General features: G+C 70.3%; 14 protein-coding genes. 9 read left to right on the plus strand and 5 right to left on the minus strand.

From position 1 onward, the window contains the following. Window positions 1–129: 129 nt before the first annotated feature. Entirely contained in the window at window positions 130–870 is a 741-nt protein-coding gene (locus WA670_RS23940) for an IclR family transcriptional regulator (RefSeq protein WP_238607105.1), read from the minus strand. Between the two features lie 127 nt (window positions 871–997). On the opposite strand from WA670_RS23940, the gene WA670_RS23945 reads away from it, so the two are divergent. Then, on the plus strand, window positions 998–2,179 hold the full coding sequence (locus tag WA670_RS23945) for an acyl-CoA dehydrogenase family protein (protein WP_238607106.1): 1,182 nt from the start codon (window positions 998–1,000) through the stop codon (window positions 2,177–2,179). Then, the gene (locus tag WA670_RS23950; RefSeq protein ID WP_238607107.1) at window positions 2,179–3,378 is read left to right on the plus strand and encodes a CaiB/BaiF CoA transferase family protein; all 1,200 of its coding nucleotides are present in this window, start codon (window positions 2,179–2,181) and stop codon (window positions 3,376–3,378) included. Before WA670_RS23945 ends, WA670_RS23950 begins: the two co-directional genes overlap by 1 nt. 52 nt (window positions 3,379–3,430) lie before the next feature. Here WA670_RS23950 and WA670_RS23955 read toward each other — a convergent pair whose 3' ends face one another. From WA670_RS23955 to WA670_RS23970, 4 genes are all read right to left on the minus strand, one after another. Next, window positions 3,431–3,709 carry a hypothetical protein gene (locus tag WA670_RS23955; RefSeq protein ID WP_238607108.1) on the minus strand — a complete coding sequence of 93 codons (279 nt, stop codon included), beginning with the start codon at window positions 3,707–3,709 and terminating at the stop codon, window positions 3,431–3,433. 24 nt (window positions 3,710–3,733) lie between these two features. Beyond that, window positions 3,734–7,618 carry a Pls/PosA family non-ribosomal peptide synthetase gene (locus WA670_RS23960; protein ID WP_336158920.1) on the minus strand — a complete coding sequence of 1,295 codons (3,885 nt, stop codon included), beginning with the start codon at window positions 7,616–7,618 and terminating at the stop codon, window positions 3,734–3,736. Window positions 7,619–7,890: 272 nt separating this feature from the next. Beyond that, the gene (locus WA670_RS23965) at window positions 7,891–9,324 is read right to left on the minus strand and encodes an LCP family protein (RefSeq protein WP_336158921.1); all 1,434 of its coding nucleotides are present in this window, start codon (window positions 9,322–9,324) and stop codon (window positions 7,891–7,893) included. Window positions 9,325–9,458: 134 nt separating this feature from the next. Then, a complete protein-coding gene (locus WA670_RS23970; RefSeq protein WP_336158922.1) occupies window positions 9,459–10,796 on the minus strand; it encodes an MFS transporter in 1,338 nt (445 codons plus the stop codon). A 97-nt stretch (window positions 10,797–10,893) separates the two neighbouring features. Between WA670_RS23970 and WA670_RS23975 the strand changes: the two genes are divergently transcribed. The 7 genes from WA670_RS23975 (at window position 10,894) to WA670_RS24005 (ending at window position 17,556) form a co-directional block, all read left to right on the plus strand. Further along, window positions 10,894–11,379, plus strand: a complete 486-nt coding sequence (locus tag WA670_RS23975) for a MarR family winged helix-turn-helix transcriptional regulator (protein ID WP_037819777.1) — start codon at window positions 10,894–10,896, stop codon at window positions 11,377–11,379. Between the two features lie 61 nt (window positions 11,380–11,440). After that, window positions 11,441–12,361 (plus strand): hydroxymethylglutaryl-CoA lyase, encoded by a 921-nt coding sequence (locus WA670_RS23980; protein WP_336158923.1) that lies wholly within the window; start codon window positions 11,441–11,443, stop codon window positions 12,359–12,361. A 21-nt stretch (window positions 12,362–12,382) separates the two neighbouring features. Beyond that, a complete protein-coding gene (locus WA670_RS23985; protein ID WP_037819786.1) occupies window positions 12,383–13,099 on the plus strand; it encodes an enoyl-CoA hydratase/isomerase family protein in 717 nt (238 codons plus the stop codon). Beyond that, on the plus strand, window positions 13,096–14,286 hold the full coding sequence (locus WA670_RS23990) for a CaiB/BaiF CoA transferase family protein (RefSeq protein ID WP_037819787.1): 1,191 nt from the start codon (window positions 13,096–13,098) through the stop codon (window positions 14,284–14,286). Before WA670_RS23985 ends, WA670_RS23990 begins: the two co-directional genes overlap by 4 nt. Then, complete coding sequence (locus WA670_RS23995) at window positions 14,286–15,026, plus strand: enoyl-CoA hydratase/isomerase family protein (RefSeq protein ID WP_134731913.1); 741 nt, start codon at window positions 14,286–14,288, stop codon at window positions 15,024–15,026. The genes WA670_RS23990 and WA670_RS23995 overlap by 1 nt, the downstream gene beginning before the upstream one ends. After that, entirely contained in the window at window positions 15,023–16,594 is a 1,572-nt protein-coding gene (locus WA670_RS24000; RefSeq protein ID WP_336158924.1) for an AMP-binding protein, read from the plus strand. Before WA670_RS23995 ends, WA670_RS24000 begins: the two co-directional genes overlap by 4 nt. Then, entirely contained in the window at window positions 16,591–17,556 is a 966-nt protein-coding gene (locus WA670_RS24005) for an NAD(P)H-dependent flavin oxidoreductase (RefSeq protein WP_336158925.1), read from the plus strand. Before WA670_RS24000 ends, WA670_RS24005 begins: the two co-directional genes overlap by 4 nt. Window positions 17,557–17,562: the final 6 nt, after the last annotated feature.

The raw sequence follows: 17,562 nt of genomic DNA on the forward strand, positions 1-17,562 counted from the left end.
GCGTATTTGGGAACGCATGATGCGTATATCCGGATGCTAAGAGGCCGCAGGGTCGGCGGTCAAGGGGGTGGATCGAGGGTCGTGCGTGTTGATCACGGTTCTAGCCGCGCCCAACACGCACGCGGTGAGTCAGCTCTGGCGCGCGGCTTCCCAGCGCTTCACGACCGCTGCGGTGATGCCGGCGAGCGCGTCGCCGATCTCCGGCAGGCGGCCGGAAATCCGCGTGGTCGGGCCCGCGACCGCGATCGCCGCGACGACCTCTCCGTCGACCAGGATCGGCCGCGCCGCCGCGCTCACGTCGGGCAGGGTTTCGCCGCGGTTGAGCGCGACGCCCTCGGCGCGGACGGTGTCGAGTTCGTCCATCGCGGCCCGCACGCGCTCGGCGTCCGGGAGCACTGACTTCAGGTACGCCTCGCGCCGGCGCGCCGACCAGTACGCGAGAACGATCTTGCCCGCGCTCGGCGGATACAGCGGTCGCCGCGTGCGGAGCGGTGCCGAGTAGCGGATCGGCTGCTCGGACTCGACCGCGTCCACGTAGATGAGCGAATCCCCGACCTCGGCGCCGAGCATCACCGTCTCGCCGAACCGGCGGCGCAGCTCCTCCAGGGCGGGCCGGGCCGCGGTCGCGATGCCGGGCAGGCCGCCGGTGAGCAGGTTCCCCAGCGCCGGGCCGAGCCGGTAGGCACCGTCGGCCTCGACCAGGTAGCCGGTTGACACCAAGCCTTTGACCAGGCCGAACACCGAGGATTTGGGCGCGTCGAGAGCGACCGACAGCTCGTGCAGCCGCATCCCGGGCTGCCGCGCGACGCACTCGAGGATGCTGGTGACGCGGCCGACCGTCCGGTGCGCCTTGGCGCTCGACTCGGTCATGACAGCCTCCCCTGCGTTCGCAGATACGAACCCTATCGCGCCGACCGCCCGGAACGGCGCTTGACCCGAACCGCGCGCCGCCTTACGTTGGACGTATATCCGAACTTAGCGTTCTCATATACGCACGATGGAGAGCAGCACTGTGGACTTCCAGCTGAGCCAAGACCAGGAGGACATCCGGCGCGCCGTGCGCGAGCTGGCCGCCCGGTTCCCCGACGAGTACTGGGCCGAACGCGACGAACGGGCCGAGTTCCCGCGCGAGTTCTACGACGCGTTCGCCTCCGCGGGCTGGCTCGGCATGGCGATCCCGGAGCAGTACGGCGGCGGCGGGCTCGGCATCCTCGAAGCCGCGCTGCTGCTGGAAGAAGTGGCCGCGTCCGGGGCCGGGATGAACGGGTGCAGCACGATGCACCTGACGATCTTCGGGCTGAACACGATCGTCAAGCACGGCAGCGAGGAAATGCGCCGGGAGATCCTGCCCGGCGCGGTCGACGGGTCGCTGCACGTCTGCTTCGGCGTGACCGAGCCGGACGCGGGCACCGACACCACGCGCATCTCCACCTTCGCCCGCCGCGACGGCGATTCCTACGTGGTGCACGGCCGGAAGGTCTGGATCACCAAGGCGGGCCAGTCGCAGAAGATGGTGCTGATCGCCCGCACCACGCCGCGCGAAGAGGTGGAGAAGCCGACCGACGGCATGTCCCTGTTCGTAGTGGACATCGAGTCCGACGCGGTGCAGCTGCGCGCGATCCCCAAGCTCGGCCGCAACGCGGTGTCCTCCTACGAGGTGCTGATCGACGGGCTGCGGGTGCCGGAATCGGCGCGTGTCGGCGAGGAGGGCAAGGGCTTCCGGTACCTGCTCGACGGGCTCAACCCGGAACGCATCCTGCTCGCCCACGAAGCGCTCGGCATCGGCCGCGCCGCCCTGCGCCGCGCGGTTCGCTACGCCGGGGAACGGCAGGTGTTCGGCCGTCCGATCGGGCAGAACCAGGGGCTGGCGTTCCCGCTGGCCGAGGCCGCGACCCGGCTCGACGCGGCGGAGCTGATGGCGCGCAACGCCGCCTGGCGCTACGACCGCGGTCTGCCGGCCGGCAAGGAGGCGAACATGGCGAAATGGCTGTGCGCGGACGCCGGGTTCCAGGCCGCCGACCAGGCGATCCAGACCCACGGCGGGATGGGCTACGCGCGGGAGTACCACGTCGAGCGCTACTTCCGCGAGGCGCGGCTGCTGCGGCTCGCGCCGATCAGCCAGGAAATGGTGCTGAACTACGTGTCCCAGCACGTGCTCGGGCTGCCGAGGTCCTACTGATGGGCGCGCTCGACGGGCTGCGGGTGCTGGACCTGTCGCGGGTGCTGGCCGGGCCGTACTGCACGCAGATGCTGGCCGACCACGGGGCCGAGGTGATCAAGGTCGAATCGCCCGCCGGGGACGAGACGCGGGGCTGGGGTCCGCCGTTCCTGTCCGAAGGGACCAGCGCGTACTACGCGAATCTCAACCGGGGCAAGAAGAACATCGTGCTCGATCTGTCCGGTCCGGACGGTCGTTCGCTGCTCGGCACCCTGCTCGCGGGAGCCGACGTGGTGGTGGAGAACTTCAAGGCGGGCACGCTCGCGCGCTGGGGCTGGCCGGACGAGACGATCCGGGCGGAGTATCCGGCGCTGATCCATTGCCGCATCACCGGGTTCGGCACGGACGGACCGCTCGGCGGGCTGCCCGGGTACGACGCGGTGTTGCAGGCCTATGGCGGGCTGATGAGCGTGAACGGCGAGGCCGACGGGCCGCCGTTGCGGATCGGCGTGCCGGTGGTCGACGTGGTGACCGGGGTGCTCGGGTTTTCCGGGATCCTGCTGGCACTGCACGAGCGGGCGCGGTCCGGGCTCGGGCAGCTGGTGGATTGTTCGTTGCTGGACACGGTGATCAGCTTGCTGCATCCGCATTCGGCGGCGTGGCTGGCTGACGGCGCGGTGCCGCAGCGGACAGGGTCCGCGCATCCGTCGATCGCGCCTTACGAGACTTTCTCGACGGCGGACGGGCTGTTCTTTGTCGGCGCGGGGAATGACCGGCAGTTCGCGGCGTTGGTCGACGTGCTCGGTGCGCCTGGGCTGGCTTCCGATCCGCGGTTTGCTTCGAATGCCGACCGGGTCAGCAATGTGGGTTCGTTGCGGGCCGAGCTGAGTGTCCTCATCAGACAGTACAAACGGGACTCCTTGACCGAGTTGTTGCTGGCGAAGGGAGTTCCGGCTTCGCCGGTGCACGATATCGCGGAGGCGATGAACGCGCCGCAGGTACGGCACCGGGAAATGGTCGTGGAACGGGACGGGTATCGCGGGGTCGGGGTGCCGGTGAAACTCGGCCGTACGCCGGGGTGCGCCGCGGAATCGCCGCGACCGCCGGGAGCGGATACCCGGGAGGTGCTTGCCGCGGCGGGGCTGTCCGCAGAAGAAGTCGATGCCGCGCTCTCCATCGGTGCGGCGCATACGCAGCTCAAGCCGCAGCGGTCTGACTGAGTGGTGGCAGTTCGGCTTCACCCGCGATGCCAGGGCTGGGCTTTGCGCCAGGTCAGGTACTCGTCGAAGATGGCCGCCGTCCCGCGGGGCTGAGCCTGCTTCTCGAAGAACTCGTCCAGCAGCGAGAAGAGCAGGTCGTTCGCGGTGTCCCGGCCCGCACCGGCGGCTTCGTCGCGCCAGCCCTCGTGCGGTCCGGGAAGCCTGTGAGCAGCTGCCCGCCGTTGCCGGTGTCGACGCCGAGGAGGAACGTGCAGTAGTCGTGATAACTGCCGTCCAGCCCGTAAAGCCCCGGGTATCGGCGGATCTCGCCGAACAGTTTCCGGTAGTCCATGGTCCGCCCAGGCTAGTGGTTGGCTCACCGCCAGGGACGGACCGGCGTCCCCCGCCATCGGGTGCGTGGCGGGACCGTCTCCCCCGCCATCACCAGCGAACCCGAACCGACCGTCGCGCCGTCGGAAATTCCGCTGCCCGGCAGTTGGAACGCGCGCGGCCCGAGGGTCGCTCCAGCACCGAGGCGCACCGGATCCAGCCGCATGACGCGGTCGTGGAACAGGTGTGTTTGCAGCACGCAGCCACGGTTCACCACGGCACCGTCGCCGAGGTGGACGAGGTCCGTTTCCGGCAGCCAGTAGCTCTCGCACCAGACGCCGCGGCCGATCCGGGCACCGAGGGTGCGCAGCCACCAGTTCAGCACCGGCGTGCCGAGGAACGATCCGGCGAACCACGGCACCGCGAGCGTCTCGACGAACGTGTCGTACAGCTCGTTCCGCCACACGAACGCGCTCCACAATGGATGCCGTCCCGGCCGGAACCGGCCGACCAGCGTCCATTTCATCAGCGTCGTCAGCAGCGCGGCGAAGAGACCGGCCGAGACGAACACCGCGGGCGCGAGCGCGGCGGCGATCCAGAAGCCGTCCGCGATGTCCACTCCGGTCAGTACCGCGCTCACGGCGAGCCCGAGCAGGCCCGCGATCAGCAGCGGCGCGATCCGGCAGGATTCGACCAACGCGCGGGCGAGTTTCAACCGGCGCGGCGGCGCGAAGGTGCGGGCGGGATCGGCGGTGTCGGCGGTCCGGCGCAGCTCCAACGCGGGGCGGCCGAGCCAGGACGTGCCGTCGGGGACGTCTGCCGGGGTGTCGGACAGGACGCCGACCAGCGCTGCCGAACCGAGCGTCCGGTCCGGGCCGACGACGGCGGAGTTGCCGACGAACGCGCGTTCCCCGACTTCCGAGACGCCCAGCCGGACCCAGCCGCGGTCCAGTTCGTACGGTGCGGCGAGGACGTCGTCGGCCAGGAACGCGCCGTCCCGCACTCGCAGCAGTGACGGCAGACTGAGCACAGTGGACAGTTCCACGCCGCGGCCGATTCGGGCGCCCAGCAGTCGCATCCAGACCGGCGTCGCCAGCGCGGCGTAGAGCGGGAACAGCTGCCGCCGGGCGATTTCCAGCAGTTCGTGCACGAACCAGGCCGACCAGCCCGCGCGGCTGAGCACCGGATAAACCCCCGGTCGCACGGCCAGGCTGGCCAGCCGCACGAGCAGGACGATCGTCAAGGCGTACACGACGATTCCGGCGAGGACGAGCAACGGCGTCCACGGCAGGATCGCCAGTGCGGCACCGCGCGGATCGTCCGCCGCCGGAATCAGCAACAATGCGACCACGATCAGCGGGATCGCGGACACCAGCATGAACATCGATCGCACCGTGCCGCCGAGCGCGAAGGCCAGCGAATACCGCTTCGCCCGCGGTGCCGCCACGGTCGGCCGCGATGGGCGTTCGCCTGAGGGCCCGGCCGGGGAGCCGCCCCAGACCGCGCCGTCCGGTACGCGGGTGTCGAGTGTCGAGCCCGGCAACAGCACCGATCCGGTGCCGAGATCCGTGCCCGGCAAGAGCGTGCTGCGGCCACCGACGCGGGCACCGGCTCCGACCCGGACGCGGCCGATCCGCAGCACCGGGCCGTCCAGCCACCATCCGGCCAGGTCCGCTTCGGGCTCGATCGCGCAGCTGTCGCCGAAGTCGGCGAGGCCGCTCACCGGGGGCGGCGAATGCAGGTCCACACCTCGGCCGACCCGATTGCCGAGCAACCGCGCATACGGCGCGGCGAGCGGGGTTCCGGCGACTCCGGGCGGGCCGGCCACCGCGGCGAACCGTTCCGCCGTCCACAGTCGCATGTGGACAATGCCGCCGCGCCGGTACTCCCCCGGCGCGAGCTTTCCGCGCAGCACCCGCACGCCGCCCGCGGCGAGCAGCATCCGGCCGGGCGGGCTCAGCAGCACCAGCCACGCGGGCACGAGGATCCACCACGACATTCGCGGCAGCCACTGCAACGGCAGCCCCAGCGAAACCAGCGAGCCAAGCAGCGACACCGAAAGCAGCCACCGCGTTCCGGACAGGGCCAGCAAAACCAGCTGCACCCCGGCCTGCCACCAGCCGCTGCCGCGCACCGGAGCGACCTGCGGCTCTTCCGCCGCGACGGTTTCGACCGGCGCTCCGGCGAGGCGTTCGTACAGCTCCCGCGGCGTCGGGCAGGAGTACACATCGGACACTGCCGCGCTCGGATACCGCTCGCGCAGCACGGAAACGAGCCGCGCGGCGGTCACGCTCGAGCCGCCGAGGTCGAAGAAGTCGTCGTCCGGACCGGCCGTGGTCCCGAGGTGTTCGCTCCACACCTGCAACAGCCAAGCCAGCTTCGGATCGGACGGCACCACCGGCACGGCGGCCGGTTCCTCCAGCGGCCACGGCAACGCGTCGCGGTCGAGCTTGCCCGACGCGCGCACCGGCAGACCCGGGACCAACGCGAGCCGGGGCACCAACGCCGCGGGCAACCGGTCCCGCAGAAGACTGCGCGCTGCGGTGCGATCGAGGCTCTCGCCCTCCGGCACCACGTAGCCGACCAGCACCTGCGCGCCGCTGTCCGTGCGCTGCACGACCGTCGCGGCGGCCGCGACACCGGGCAGCGCACGCAGCGCGGCGTCGATCTCGCCCAGTTCGACGCGTCGTCCGCCGATCTTGACCTGGCCGTCCGCGCGGCCGACGAACTCCAGCCCCTCCGGCACCGCGCGCACCAGATCGCCGCTGCGGTACGCGCGGCTCCAGCCGAGCCCCGGCAGCGGCACGAATTTCTGCGCGTCCTTCGCCGCGTCCAGGTACCGGGCGAGGCCAGCACCACCGATCACCAGTTCCCCGCTGCGGCCCCACGGCACCGGGATGCCCGCCGGGTCCTCGGGGTCGACGACCGCGAGTTCCCAGCCGTCGAGCGGCAGCCCGATCCGCACCGGTTCGCCCGCGCGCAGCCGTTGTGCGCACGCGACGACGGTGGTTTCCGTTGGGCCGTAGGTGTTCCAGATTTCCCGTTTGCCGTCGTCGAAGCGCGTCACGACCTCCGGCGGGCACGCTTCGCCGCCGAGGATGAGCAACCGGACGCTGGCCAGAGTGTCCACTGGCCACAGCGCGGCGAGCGTCGGCACCGTGGACACGACCGTGACGCCCCGCTCGACCAGCCACGGTCCGAGGTCGGCACCCGCGCGGACGAGCGAGCGCGGCGCCGGGACCAGGCACGCGCCGTGCCGCCACGCCAGCCACATCTCCTCGCACGACGCGTCAAACGCGACACTCAGCCCGGCCAGCACACGATCGCCCGGGCCGAGCGGCCGTGCGGTGCAGAACAGCCGGGCTTCAGCGTCCACAAAGGCCGCAGCCGCGCGATGCGTGACCGCGACGCCCTTGGGTTTGCCGGTGGAGCCGGAGGTGAAGATGATCCACGCGTCGTCCTGCGGCTGCGGACGGACTCGCGGCCACTGCGGTCCACGCGACGCCGGCACTCCCGCATCGGTCAGGACCAGGCTTATCTGAGCTTCCGTCCACACGGTCTCGGCGCGGTCGGCCGGATCGTCGGCGTCGACCGGGACATAAGCCGCGCCAGTGGAAAGAACGGCGAGAATGCTGCGGTACAGAGCCGCCGTGCCGGAGGTCATCCGGATGCCGACGCGGTCGCCCGGCATGACCCCGGCGGTGCGGAGGCGTCCGGCGAGTTCTTCGACCTGTGCGGCGAAATCGCGGTACGTCGCGCGCTCGGTTCCGTCGTCCAGTGCGAGCGCGTCCGGGTGGTTGCGCACCGTTTCGGCGAAAATGTCGTAAAGCGTGCGCACGGCGGGCGCGGGGCCCGCCTGGTAAACCGCCGTCGCCTTTTCGGCGAGCCTCTCGGGCGCGACGATGCGCGCCCGATCCGCGTCCAGCGTCACAGGAAAACCTCTTTCCAGGAGAACACGAGTCACGAAACCGGCCGGAAACCACTCAACAATGGGCGGCGTGAGGCCGGGCTGAAGCAGCAGCGCCGTTCCCGGACGCTGAAATCGGAACAAGAACAGATATCGGGCAATCCCCCCGGCCGCTGCTGTGCGGCTCGTCACGCGAGTCCGGACATTAGCGGACGCAGTGCCGCCGGCGTCACTCGGCAGAGTTAATTTCGGAATTCGTTCTCAACCGGTTCACAGGATCTTTGTGCTTCTCCCGTTCACCGCACGCAGGGCACCCCGCCTCCGGACAATTCGTCGGCGGGCGAAACCGGGGCGACCGGCACCGGAACGGCCTCGCCGGCCTTTTCCCGGAAATCAGTGCCCAGCACCAGCTTCAACTCCCCCGCCGCCAGCGCGCCGTCGTAGCCCACGCCGTACCCGCCGCCGAGGGCGGCCACGAGCTTCGCCGCCGACGCGGAATCTCCGCGCCCGTAGCGGACGACGGTGCGGCGCGTGTGCCGCGCGTTGGACGTGCGCCCGGCGCGGTATCCCCGCGACGGGAGAGTCTTCAGCACCCGAGCGGCCGCGCCCTCACGGCCGCTCGCGTTCACCACGTCCACCGCGGGCCCGGCCGTCGCGGCGGGCGGCGGCGGGACGGTCCGGCCGAGCAGCCGGGCCGCGGCGGCCCGTATTTGCACCGGATCGACGATATTGACGTCTTCGCCGCGCGCGTCTTTTTCGAACCGTTCGACTGGAAGCGACGCCAAGGTCAGATCCCCGCCTGCGAACGATTCCGCCTGCCGCGCCAGCGCGTTGAGGTCGAGCCCGGAATCGATCGCGACATTCTGCCGCGCGACCGAAACCAGCTGCCCGAGTTTCCCCGGGTCGCCGAACACCCCGCCTTCTTCCAGCTGATGCGCCAGCGAAACGAGAAACGCTTGCTGGCGCCGTTCCCGGTCCAGGTCGGTGAACTCGTGCTGCGAATCGCGCCGCTGCCGCACGAACGCGAGCGCCTGCGCCGCGGAAATCGACTGCTGCCCGCTCGGGAAATCCGCGCCCGAGTAACTGTCGTGGGCGGCCTCGGTCAAACACACCGTGATCGGCTGCACGACCTGCGCCAGCTGATAGAACGCGACCAGGGTGACTTCGACGAAATGGTCCACCGCGACTCCGCCGAGGAACTGGCGCACCGTAGCGACTTCTGCCGCGCGGCCGGCGTCCCGGGACCTCTGTTCGCGAGCCGCCTTCTCGGTGACACCTTGCGCGGCAAGACGTTTGGCTTCCGCGGCGAACGCGTACCCGTAAGCCTCCTTGATCCGGCCCTGGCACACCCCGTCCGGACAGCCGGCGAGATCGGTGTAGTCGTCGCGCGGGATGGAGATGACCGTGGGATGCCCGCCGTCCGCCGGAACGTGCAGCAGCATCAGCACATCGGTGTTGTACCCGCCGACGTGCTGGTCTCCCGCGTGCAGCTGTTCGTACAGCTCGGCGGGAAGCGGTTCGCCCCGTTCGTCGAGCCGCGAATCGAGTCCCATGACGAGGATGTTGGTGTCCCCGCCCGGCCGGGCCTGCCCGTCGAGCGCGGTCGACGTGGTGACCCCGGACAGCAGCGCGCGCAGCTCGGCCCACCCGTAGGCGGCCCCGCCCAGCAGGACCGCGACCAGCGCGACCACGCCGATCCGTTCGGCCCAGTGCCCGTTCGCGCGCTCCATCGCTCACCGCTCCTCCCTCCGGCGGCACCCGGTCTACTCCAGGGTTCCTGTGAGAGCGATGAGAGAGAGGACCGGCCGGGCAGCCCGCCGAGGTCGGACGGGCTGCCGCGTGCCGAAAGGCACACTTTGGAGGGTCAGCGCCGCCGTTCGCGAAGATCGCCGGGGCGGACGCCGACCAGCAGCACCACGACGGCGAGCAGGATGATGCCCGCGCTGATCTGCAGCCCCAGCGACAGGCTCCCGGTCGAGGATTCGATGAACCCGAGCAGCGACGGCGAAGCGGCGGCGGCGAACGAGCCCATCGACGTCACGACCGCGATCCCGGTCGCCGCGGCCCGGTCGGTCAGATAGATCGACGGGATCGAGTAGAACACCGTCAGCCCCGAGTAGTGCGCGGCCGCCATCACCGCGAGCAGCAGGATGACCACCACGACGTTGCCGCCGGACACCGAGATCGCCAGCATCGCGAACACCGCCACGATCCAGCTCGTCGCCGCGTGCCAGCGCCGTTCCAGGGTGCGGTCGGAATGCCTGCCGACCAGCAGCATCACCACGATGCCGAGCAGCGGCGGGATCGCCGAGAAGAAGCCGAGGTTCAGCACGTTGCCGACGCCGGCGTTGGCGATGATCCGCGGCGTCCAGTACGAGACGGCGTTCGCCAGGGTGTACGCGCCGCACGCGCAGAGCCCGAGGATCCAGACCTTCGGGTCGCGCAGCGCGAGCAGCAGTCCGCTGTGCTTCTGCTTCGTCTCCCCTTTGTCGCGCAGGTCCGCGTCGAGGTCGGCGCGCACGGCGGCCTTCTGGTCCGCGGTGAGCCACTTCGCCTGCTCCGGGCCGTCGGTGACGAAGAGCAGCACGAGCCCGGCCAGCAGGATCGGCGGGATCCCTTCGATCAGGAACAGCCACTGCCAGTCCGCGAGCCCGCCGACGCCGCCGAGCGAGTGCATGATCCAGCCCGACATCACCGACCCGAGCGCGCCGGACACCGGGATGCCGATGAAGAACACGGCCGTCATCCGCGTCCGCCGCGACGACGGGAACCACAGCGACAGCAGGTACAGCGCGCCGGGGAAGAACCCGGCCTCCGCGACGCCGAGCAGGAAGCGCGCGGCGTAGAACATGATCTCGTTCTGCACGAACAGGGTCACCACGGTCATCACGCCCCAGGTGGCCATGATGCGGGCGAGCGTCTTGCGCGCGCCGATGCGGGCGAGCAGCGCGTTGCTCGGGACTTCGAAGAGGATGAAGCCGACGAAGAACAGCGTGACGCCGAGCCCGTACACCGCCGGGCCGAAGCCGAGATCCCGTTTGAGGCCCTGCTGCGCGATCCCGATGTTGGTGCGGTCGATGTAGCTCACGACGTAACACAGCACCAGCAGCGGCATGACGCGCCGGGCGATCGTGCGATAGGTCGCTTTGCGGTCGACGGCGGCGGTTGCCGGAGCGCCGGTGACAGCGGATGGTTCGGCCACGGCTGAGACTCCTTCGTCCGGATCGGGCGAGTGGCAGTCTCCGCATCGAGTGTTGAGTTTGTCAACACCCAGCGGGTAACGGCTACGATGCACGGCCATGGCCGAACGCGCAGACGGACACGACCTGGTCCCCATCTCCGGACTGCTGTCCTACCGGCTCTCGCGCACGTCGTCGGCGATGTCGCGCAGCGCCGCGGTGCGCTACCGGCGGGACTTCGACGTGAGCCTCGGCGAATGGCGCGCGATCGCGCTCATCGCGGCCGACCCGACGCTCACGCTCAACCGGCTGGCCCGCCGCGCCGGACTCGACAAAGCGCAGATGAGCCGCGTGGTCAGCCGGCTGACCGACCGCGGGCTGGTGAACCGCACCGCCGGGTCAGGGCGCACGTCGCAGCTGGCGCTGACCGCCGAGGGCACCCGGGTGTACCGCGGCCTGATCACCGCCGCCAACGAGCGCGACGCGGACTTCCTCGCCACCCTGACCGGCGAGGAGGCGCGCGTGCTGGACCGCGCGCTGGACAAGCTGGCCGAGCACGCGCTGGCCGTCGAGGAGAGTGAGCGGGCTCACCCGGCCGCCGAGTAGTGTTGACTTTATCAACACCCTCGCGTACTTCTGGATCCACCGACGAGGAGGTGGGCCCAGGATGTCCGACGCCGTCACGATCTGCGAGTGCTTCGCCCGCGACGGGCTGCAGCACGAGCCGGAGCCCGTGCCGACCGCGACGAAGATCGCGCTGCTGAACGCCTTCGCGCGCACCGGTTTCCGCCGGATCGAGGCGACCAGCTACAGCCATCCGGCGCGGGTGCCCGGGTTCTCCGACGCGTCCGAGGTGCTCGCCGGGATCGACCGGCACCCGGGCGTCGCGTTCAAGGCGACCTGCCCGAACCCGCGCGCCGTCGAACGCGCGCTCGCGGACCTCGAGGCCGGGCACGGTGCCGAAGAGCTGAGCCTGCTGGTGTCCGCCACCGAAGCGCACACCGAGCGGAATCTGCGCACCACGTGCACTGGTCAATGGGAGCGCGTGACCGAGATGGTCAAGCTCGCCGACGGCCGGTTTCGCCTGGTCGGAGTGGTTTCGGTGGCGTTCGGCTGCCCGTTCGAGGGCAAGGTCGACCCGGGCCGGGTGGCCGAGGACGTCGCGCGGTTCGCCGACCTCGGCGCGAGCCTGGTGACCTTGGGCGACACCACCGGCGTCGCGACCCCGGGTTCGGTGCGCGCGCTGTACACCCGGTTGTCCCGCGAACACCCGGACCTGCCGCTGGTCGCGCACCTTCACAACACGCGCGGGACCGGCATCGCGAACGCCGTCGCCGCGCTGGAAGCCGGGTGCCGGCATTTCGATTCCGCGATGGGCGGTGTCGGCGGGCATCCGGCGAAGATCGGCTACGGGGCCGGGCTCACGGGCAACGTGTGCACCGAGGACCTGGCCAGCCTGTTCGCCGCGATGGGCGTCGAAACCGGCCTCGATCTCGACCAGCTCGCCGCGGCGTCCGCGGCCTGCGAAGAAGCGCTCGGCCGCCCGCTGCACAGCATGGTCGCCCGCGCCGGCTTCGCGTCCGCCTGACTTTTCTTTGGGGAGAAACCTGTGCTGCTGACTGAAAATCACGAGGCCGTCCGCGTCCTCACGTTGAACCGGCCGGACAAACTCAACGCGCTCGACACCGCGCTCACCCGGGCGCTCGACACCGCGCTTGACGAAGCCGGCCGAGACCCGCGCGTCCGCGCTGTCGTTTTGACTGGGGCCGGGCGCGGGTTCTGCGCCGGGGCCGATCTGAACGAGTTCTCGTCGCTCACGCCGGACCAGCCGGAGGCCGTTCTCGAGCGTGCCGCGCTCACCGCCCGGTTGCAGACGCGCATGCAGCAGCTGCCGGTTCCGGTCGTCAGCGCGGTGCGCGGGGCGGCGGTCGGCGGCGGTGCCGGTCTCGCGATCGGAGCGGACCTGGTTGTCGCCGGGTCGGACCTGAAATTCGGCTACCCCGAGCTGAAGCATTCGATCGTGCCCGCGCTGGTGATGACCGGGCTGGTCCGGCATCTCGGCCGGAAGCTGGCGTTCGAGCTGGTCAGCACCGGGCGGCTGCTCACCGCCGCGGAAGCCCTGTCGTACGGGCTGGTGAACCAGGTGGTCGAACCCGCCGAGATCGTGCCCGCCGCGCTCGCCGTCGCGCAGCGCTGGGCCTCGGTCGAACCTCGGGCGCTCGCTGCCGCGAAGGACCTCTTCTACCGCGTCGCGGACCTGCCGACGGACGCCGCGATGCGCGCCGGCCAGGACGTCAACGCCCTGATGCGCGGGTTCCGCTCATGACCGGCCCGCTCGCCGGAGTCACGGTCCTGGACCTCTCGCGGGTCCTCGCCGCGCCGCTGGCCACCCAGATCCTCGCCGAACTCGGCGCGACCGTGATCAAGGTCGAACGCCCTGGCACCGGCGACGAAACCCGCGGCTTCGAACCCCGGCTGCCGCACGGCGAGAGCGCGTACTTCTTCGCGTTCAACCGCGGCAAGCAATCGGTCACTGTGGACTTGAAGGACCCGCGCGGCCGCGACGTCGTCCGGAAGCTGGCCGCGCGCGCCGACGTCGTCGTGGAGAACTTCCTGCCCGGCACGCTCGACCGGCTCGGCCTCGGCTACGCGGAATTGTCCGCGGCGAACCCGGACCTCGTGCTGGTGTCCGCGACCGGCTTCGGCCAGACCGGGCCGGACGCGCACCGCAAGGGCTACGACACGGTGTTCCAGGCGCTGTCCGGCGTGATGGCGATGACCGGCGATCCCGCTGGTCCGCCCGCGAAAACCGGGGTGCCGGTGGCGGACCTGACGTCGGGGCTGTGGGTGGTGATCGCCGTGCTGACCGGGCTCGCCGGGCGTTCGTCCGACGGTCGCGGCCGGCACCTCGACGTGGCCATGATGGACGTCCAGCTCAGCCTGCACGCCTTGAACGCGGCGCGGCTGTTCGCGCTCGGCGAGGACCCGGTCCGCACCGGGACCGAGCATCCGGGGCGGGTGCCGTCGGCGGCGTTCCAGGCCGGGGACGGCGAATGGCTGCACATCAGCGGCAGCGACCAGCATTGGCAGCCGCTGTGCACCGTGCTCGGATTGTCCACTTTGGCCGCTGACCCTTCGCTGGCGCACAACGCGGGTCGCGTCGAACATCGCGCGCGCGTCATGAAGGCGCTGCGCGGGGCGATCGCCCAGCACGACCGGGATCAGCTGGTCAAAGAACTACAGGCGGCCGAGGTCCCCGCTGGCGCGGTGCGTTCGGTCCGCGAGGCGCTGGCCGATCCGCACGCCGTCGCGCGCGGGGTCGTCGGGGAGTTCACGCATCCCGTCGAAGGCTCGTTCCCAGCGCTGCGCACGCCGTTGCGCGAGACTTCCGGAGACGCTCCGGCACCGGGAACGCCTCCGGTGCTCGGCGCGGACACCGACGTCGTGCTGCGCGACCTGGCGGGACTGTCGGACGACGAGATCGAGGGCCTGCGGGCCGCGGGAGTGATCTGATGAACGAACGCGTGACGCTGGATGTCACCGACGGAATCGCCCGCGTCGAACTGGCCCGCCCGTCGGCGCGCAATGCCGTGGACCTCGCGATGTGCCACGCGCTGAAGGAAGCCTTCGACGCCGTTGACATCTCAGACGCCCGGGTTGTTCTGCTCAGCGGTGCCGGTCCGGTCTTCTGCGCCGGGGCGGACTTGAAGGAACGGACCGGCAAGGACGCCGCCTGGGTCCGCCGCCGCCGAGTCGCGTCCTTCGCGGCTTACGCGGCGATCGAGGCCTGCCGCTGTCCCGTTGTCGCGTTGGTGCACGGAACTGTCGTCGGCTCCGGCGGGGAAATCACCCTCGCCGCCGACTTCGCCCTCGCCGCCACGGGCACCGTTTTCCGGTTCCCTGAACCGCATTGGGGCACGGTCGGCGCGACCCAACGGCTTCAGCGAGCCATCGGCAAACGGCGGGCCAAGGAACTGTTGTTCACCAACACGCCTTTGCCCGCCACAGAAGCCGCTGCGCTCGGCCTGGTCAACCGCGTCGTCCCCGACCTCGCTGCCGCCGGAACCGAGGTCGCCGCCGCCATCGCCGCCGCCCCGCCCGGCGCGATCGCCCTGACCAAACGGGCGGTGGACCTGGGTTCGGAAACCGACCTGGACCGCGGCATCCGGATCGAAATGTCCGCCATCGAACAGAACCTCGCCGACGGCAGCTGGCGCGACGGCGTCGCCCGGTTCACTGGAGAGACCCGATGACCGACCTGCGCACCGACTGCCCGCTCACCGTCCAGGACGCCCTCGCCCGGGCCGCGCTCCTGGCCCCCGACGTCGAGGCCGTCGTCACCGCCGAGGCCCGGATCACCTACCGGGAACTGGCCACCGAGGTCGCCCGGGTGCGCGGCGCGCTGGCCGCCGCCGGGATCGGCCGGGGTTCCCGCGTCGGGCTCTGCCTGGGCAATACACCCGAGTGGGTCACGCTTTTCCTGGCATTGGGCTCTCTTGGCGCGCTAGTCGTCCCGGTGAACACGCGCTTCACCGCCGACGAAGTGCATTACACGCTTGCGCACTCCGGCGTCAGCACACTGTTCGCCGCCGAGCGCGTCTTGAACGTCGACTTCCCCGCGCTGTTCTCCGACGCCGGTATTGAACCCGGCTGCGCGACTCTGCCTTCTTTGCAGCGGATCATCATCCTGGGCCAAGACAGCTGGACCGATTTCCTGGCCGCCGGTTCTCCCGCTGAACCCGTTGCCACGCCGGACGATCTCCTTCTCGTGCAATACACCTCCGGCACGACGTCGCGTCCCAAAGGCGTCCTCCTGACCCACCTCAGCATGTGCGCCGACGCTTTCTTTTCCGGCGCCCGCATGGGTTTGCGCCCCGGCGACCGGTTCCATTCCGCGCGCCCGTTCTTCCACGTCGCCGGAAGCACCCTGTCGGTGCTGGCTTCCCTGCAGCACGCCACCACCTTGGTGACGATGCCGAAATTCGAGCCAGCGGAAGCGTTGCGCTTGCTGGAAGCCGAGCGCTGCACGCACTTCTCCGGCAACGACACCATCGCCCTGCTCCTGCTCAACCACCCCGACCGCCCGCGCCGCCGCCTCTCCCTGCGCGGCGCGTGGGTCGCCGCGTCCCCCACCGTCGTCCGTCGCGTCATCGACGAACTCGGCGCGCGCGAATGCGTTGCCGGATACGGACTTTCCGAGGCGTCTCCGAATGTCGCCCAATCCGCGTGGTGGGAACCGGAAGAAATCCGCGCCTCCGGAGCCATGGCCCCCGAACCCGGCGTGGAAATCCGCATCCGGTCCCTGGACGACACCCGCGACTGCGCCCCCGGCGAACCCGGCTCGGTGCTGGTGCGGGGCTGGAACGTCATGCAAGGCTACCTGGACGACCCCGTACGGACCGCCGAAACCATCGACGCCGAGGGTTGGCTGTCCACCGGAGACGTCGGTCTGCTCGACGACTCGGGCCGGTTCCATTTCACCGGCCGCACCAAGGAAATCATCCGGGTCGGCGGGGAGAACGTCGCGCCCGCCGATGTCGAGGACGTACTGCACCGGCATCCCGCTGTCCGCCAGGCCGCAGTCGTCGGCGTCCCCGACGAGCGATTGATCGAAGTGCCCTTCGCTTTCGTTGTCCTGACTGCGCCGGGCGTTTCGGAGGACGACCTGCTCTTATGGGCGAAAGAACGTTTAGCAGGCTTCAAAGTCCCACGGCATCTGCGCATTGTGGACGGTTTCGAGGCGATCGGCATGACCGCCAGCGCCAAGGTGCAGAAGAACCAACTGGCTCGCTATGCCCGAGCCCTGCTGGAGAACTCATGACGCGGCTGCGTACTTCAGTCACCGATCTGCTGGACCTAGACCTGCCCATCATCCAAGCTGGCATGTCGTGGGCCTCGTCGTCCTCGGCGCTCCCCTTGGCGGTGTCGAACGCCGGAGGCCTGGGCGTCGTCGCCGCCGGTCCGATGCGCTTGCCCGATCTGGCGCGGGTACTGGACGAAATGGCCGCCGGAACCGACCGTCCGTGGGCAGTGAACCTGCCGCTCTACCGGGCTGGCGCCGATGAGGTGATCAACCTCCTGCTCGCGCGCCGCCCTCCAGTGCTGATCGCCTCCCAGGGCGGCCCGCGGCGGTATCTCGATCGGTTCCACGCTGTCGGCACCCGGTGCCTGCACGTCGTCGCCGGGGTTTCGCATGCCTTGAAGGCCGCTGCCGCCGGTGTCGACGGTTTGGTGGTAGTCGGCGCCGAGGCGGGCGGACACCCGCCGCCGGGGATGGTCACGACGCAGGTTTTGGTGCGCGCTGTGGTCTCGGCCGTGCCTTCGCTCCCCGTGATCGCCTCCGGCGGGGTCGCCGATGGCGCCGGTCTGGCCGCGATGCTGGCTTTGGGCGCCGGTGCGGCCCAGTTCGGAACCCGGTTCCTGGCGAGTTCCGAGGCTACTGTGCACCCTGCTTATCAGGAGGCCGTGGTGGCTGCCGGTGTCGATGACACGCGGACGGTTGGTCATGGGCTCGGGGTGATTCGCGCACTGTCGAACGATTTCACCGCACGGATGGCTGAGCTGGAAGCTTCCGGTGCTGAGGAGGAATTGCGGCGCAAGGTTTTTCAGGCTTCGTCGTTGAAGGATGCCGCCCTGCACGGTGATGTCGCCACGGGGAAGGTGGAGGCCGGACAGTCGGCCGGGCTGATCACGGAAATCCTTCCGGCGGCCGAGATTGTCTCGCGGATCGCGGAGGAGTATGCGGCCGTAGTGCGCGGCCTGCCGAGACTCGCTGGTGCCTGACCGCCA

Origin of the sequence: Amycolatopsis sp. VC5-11 (assembly GCF_037034185.1) — a bacterium.
Lineage (GTDB): Bacteria > Actinomycetota > Actinomycetes > Mycobacteriales > Pseudonocardiaceae > Amycolatopsis > Amycolatopsis nivea.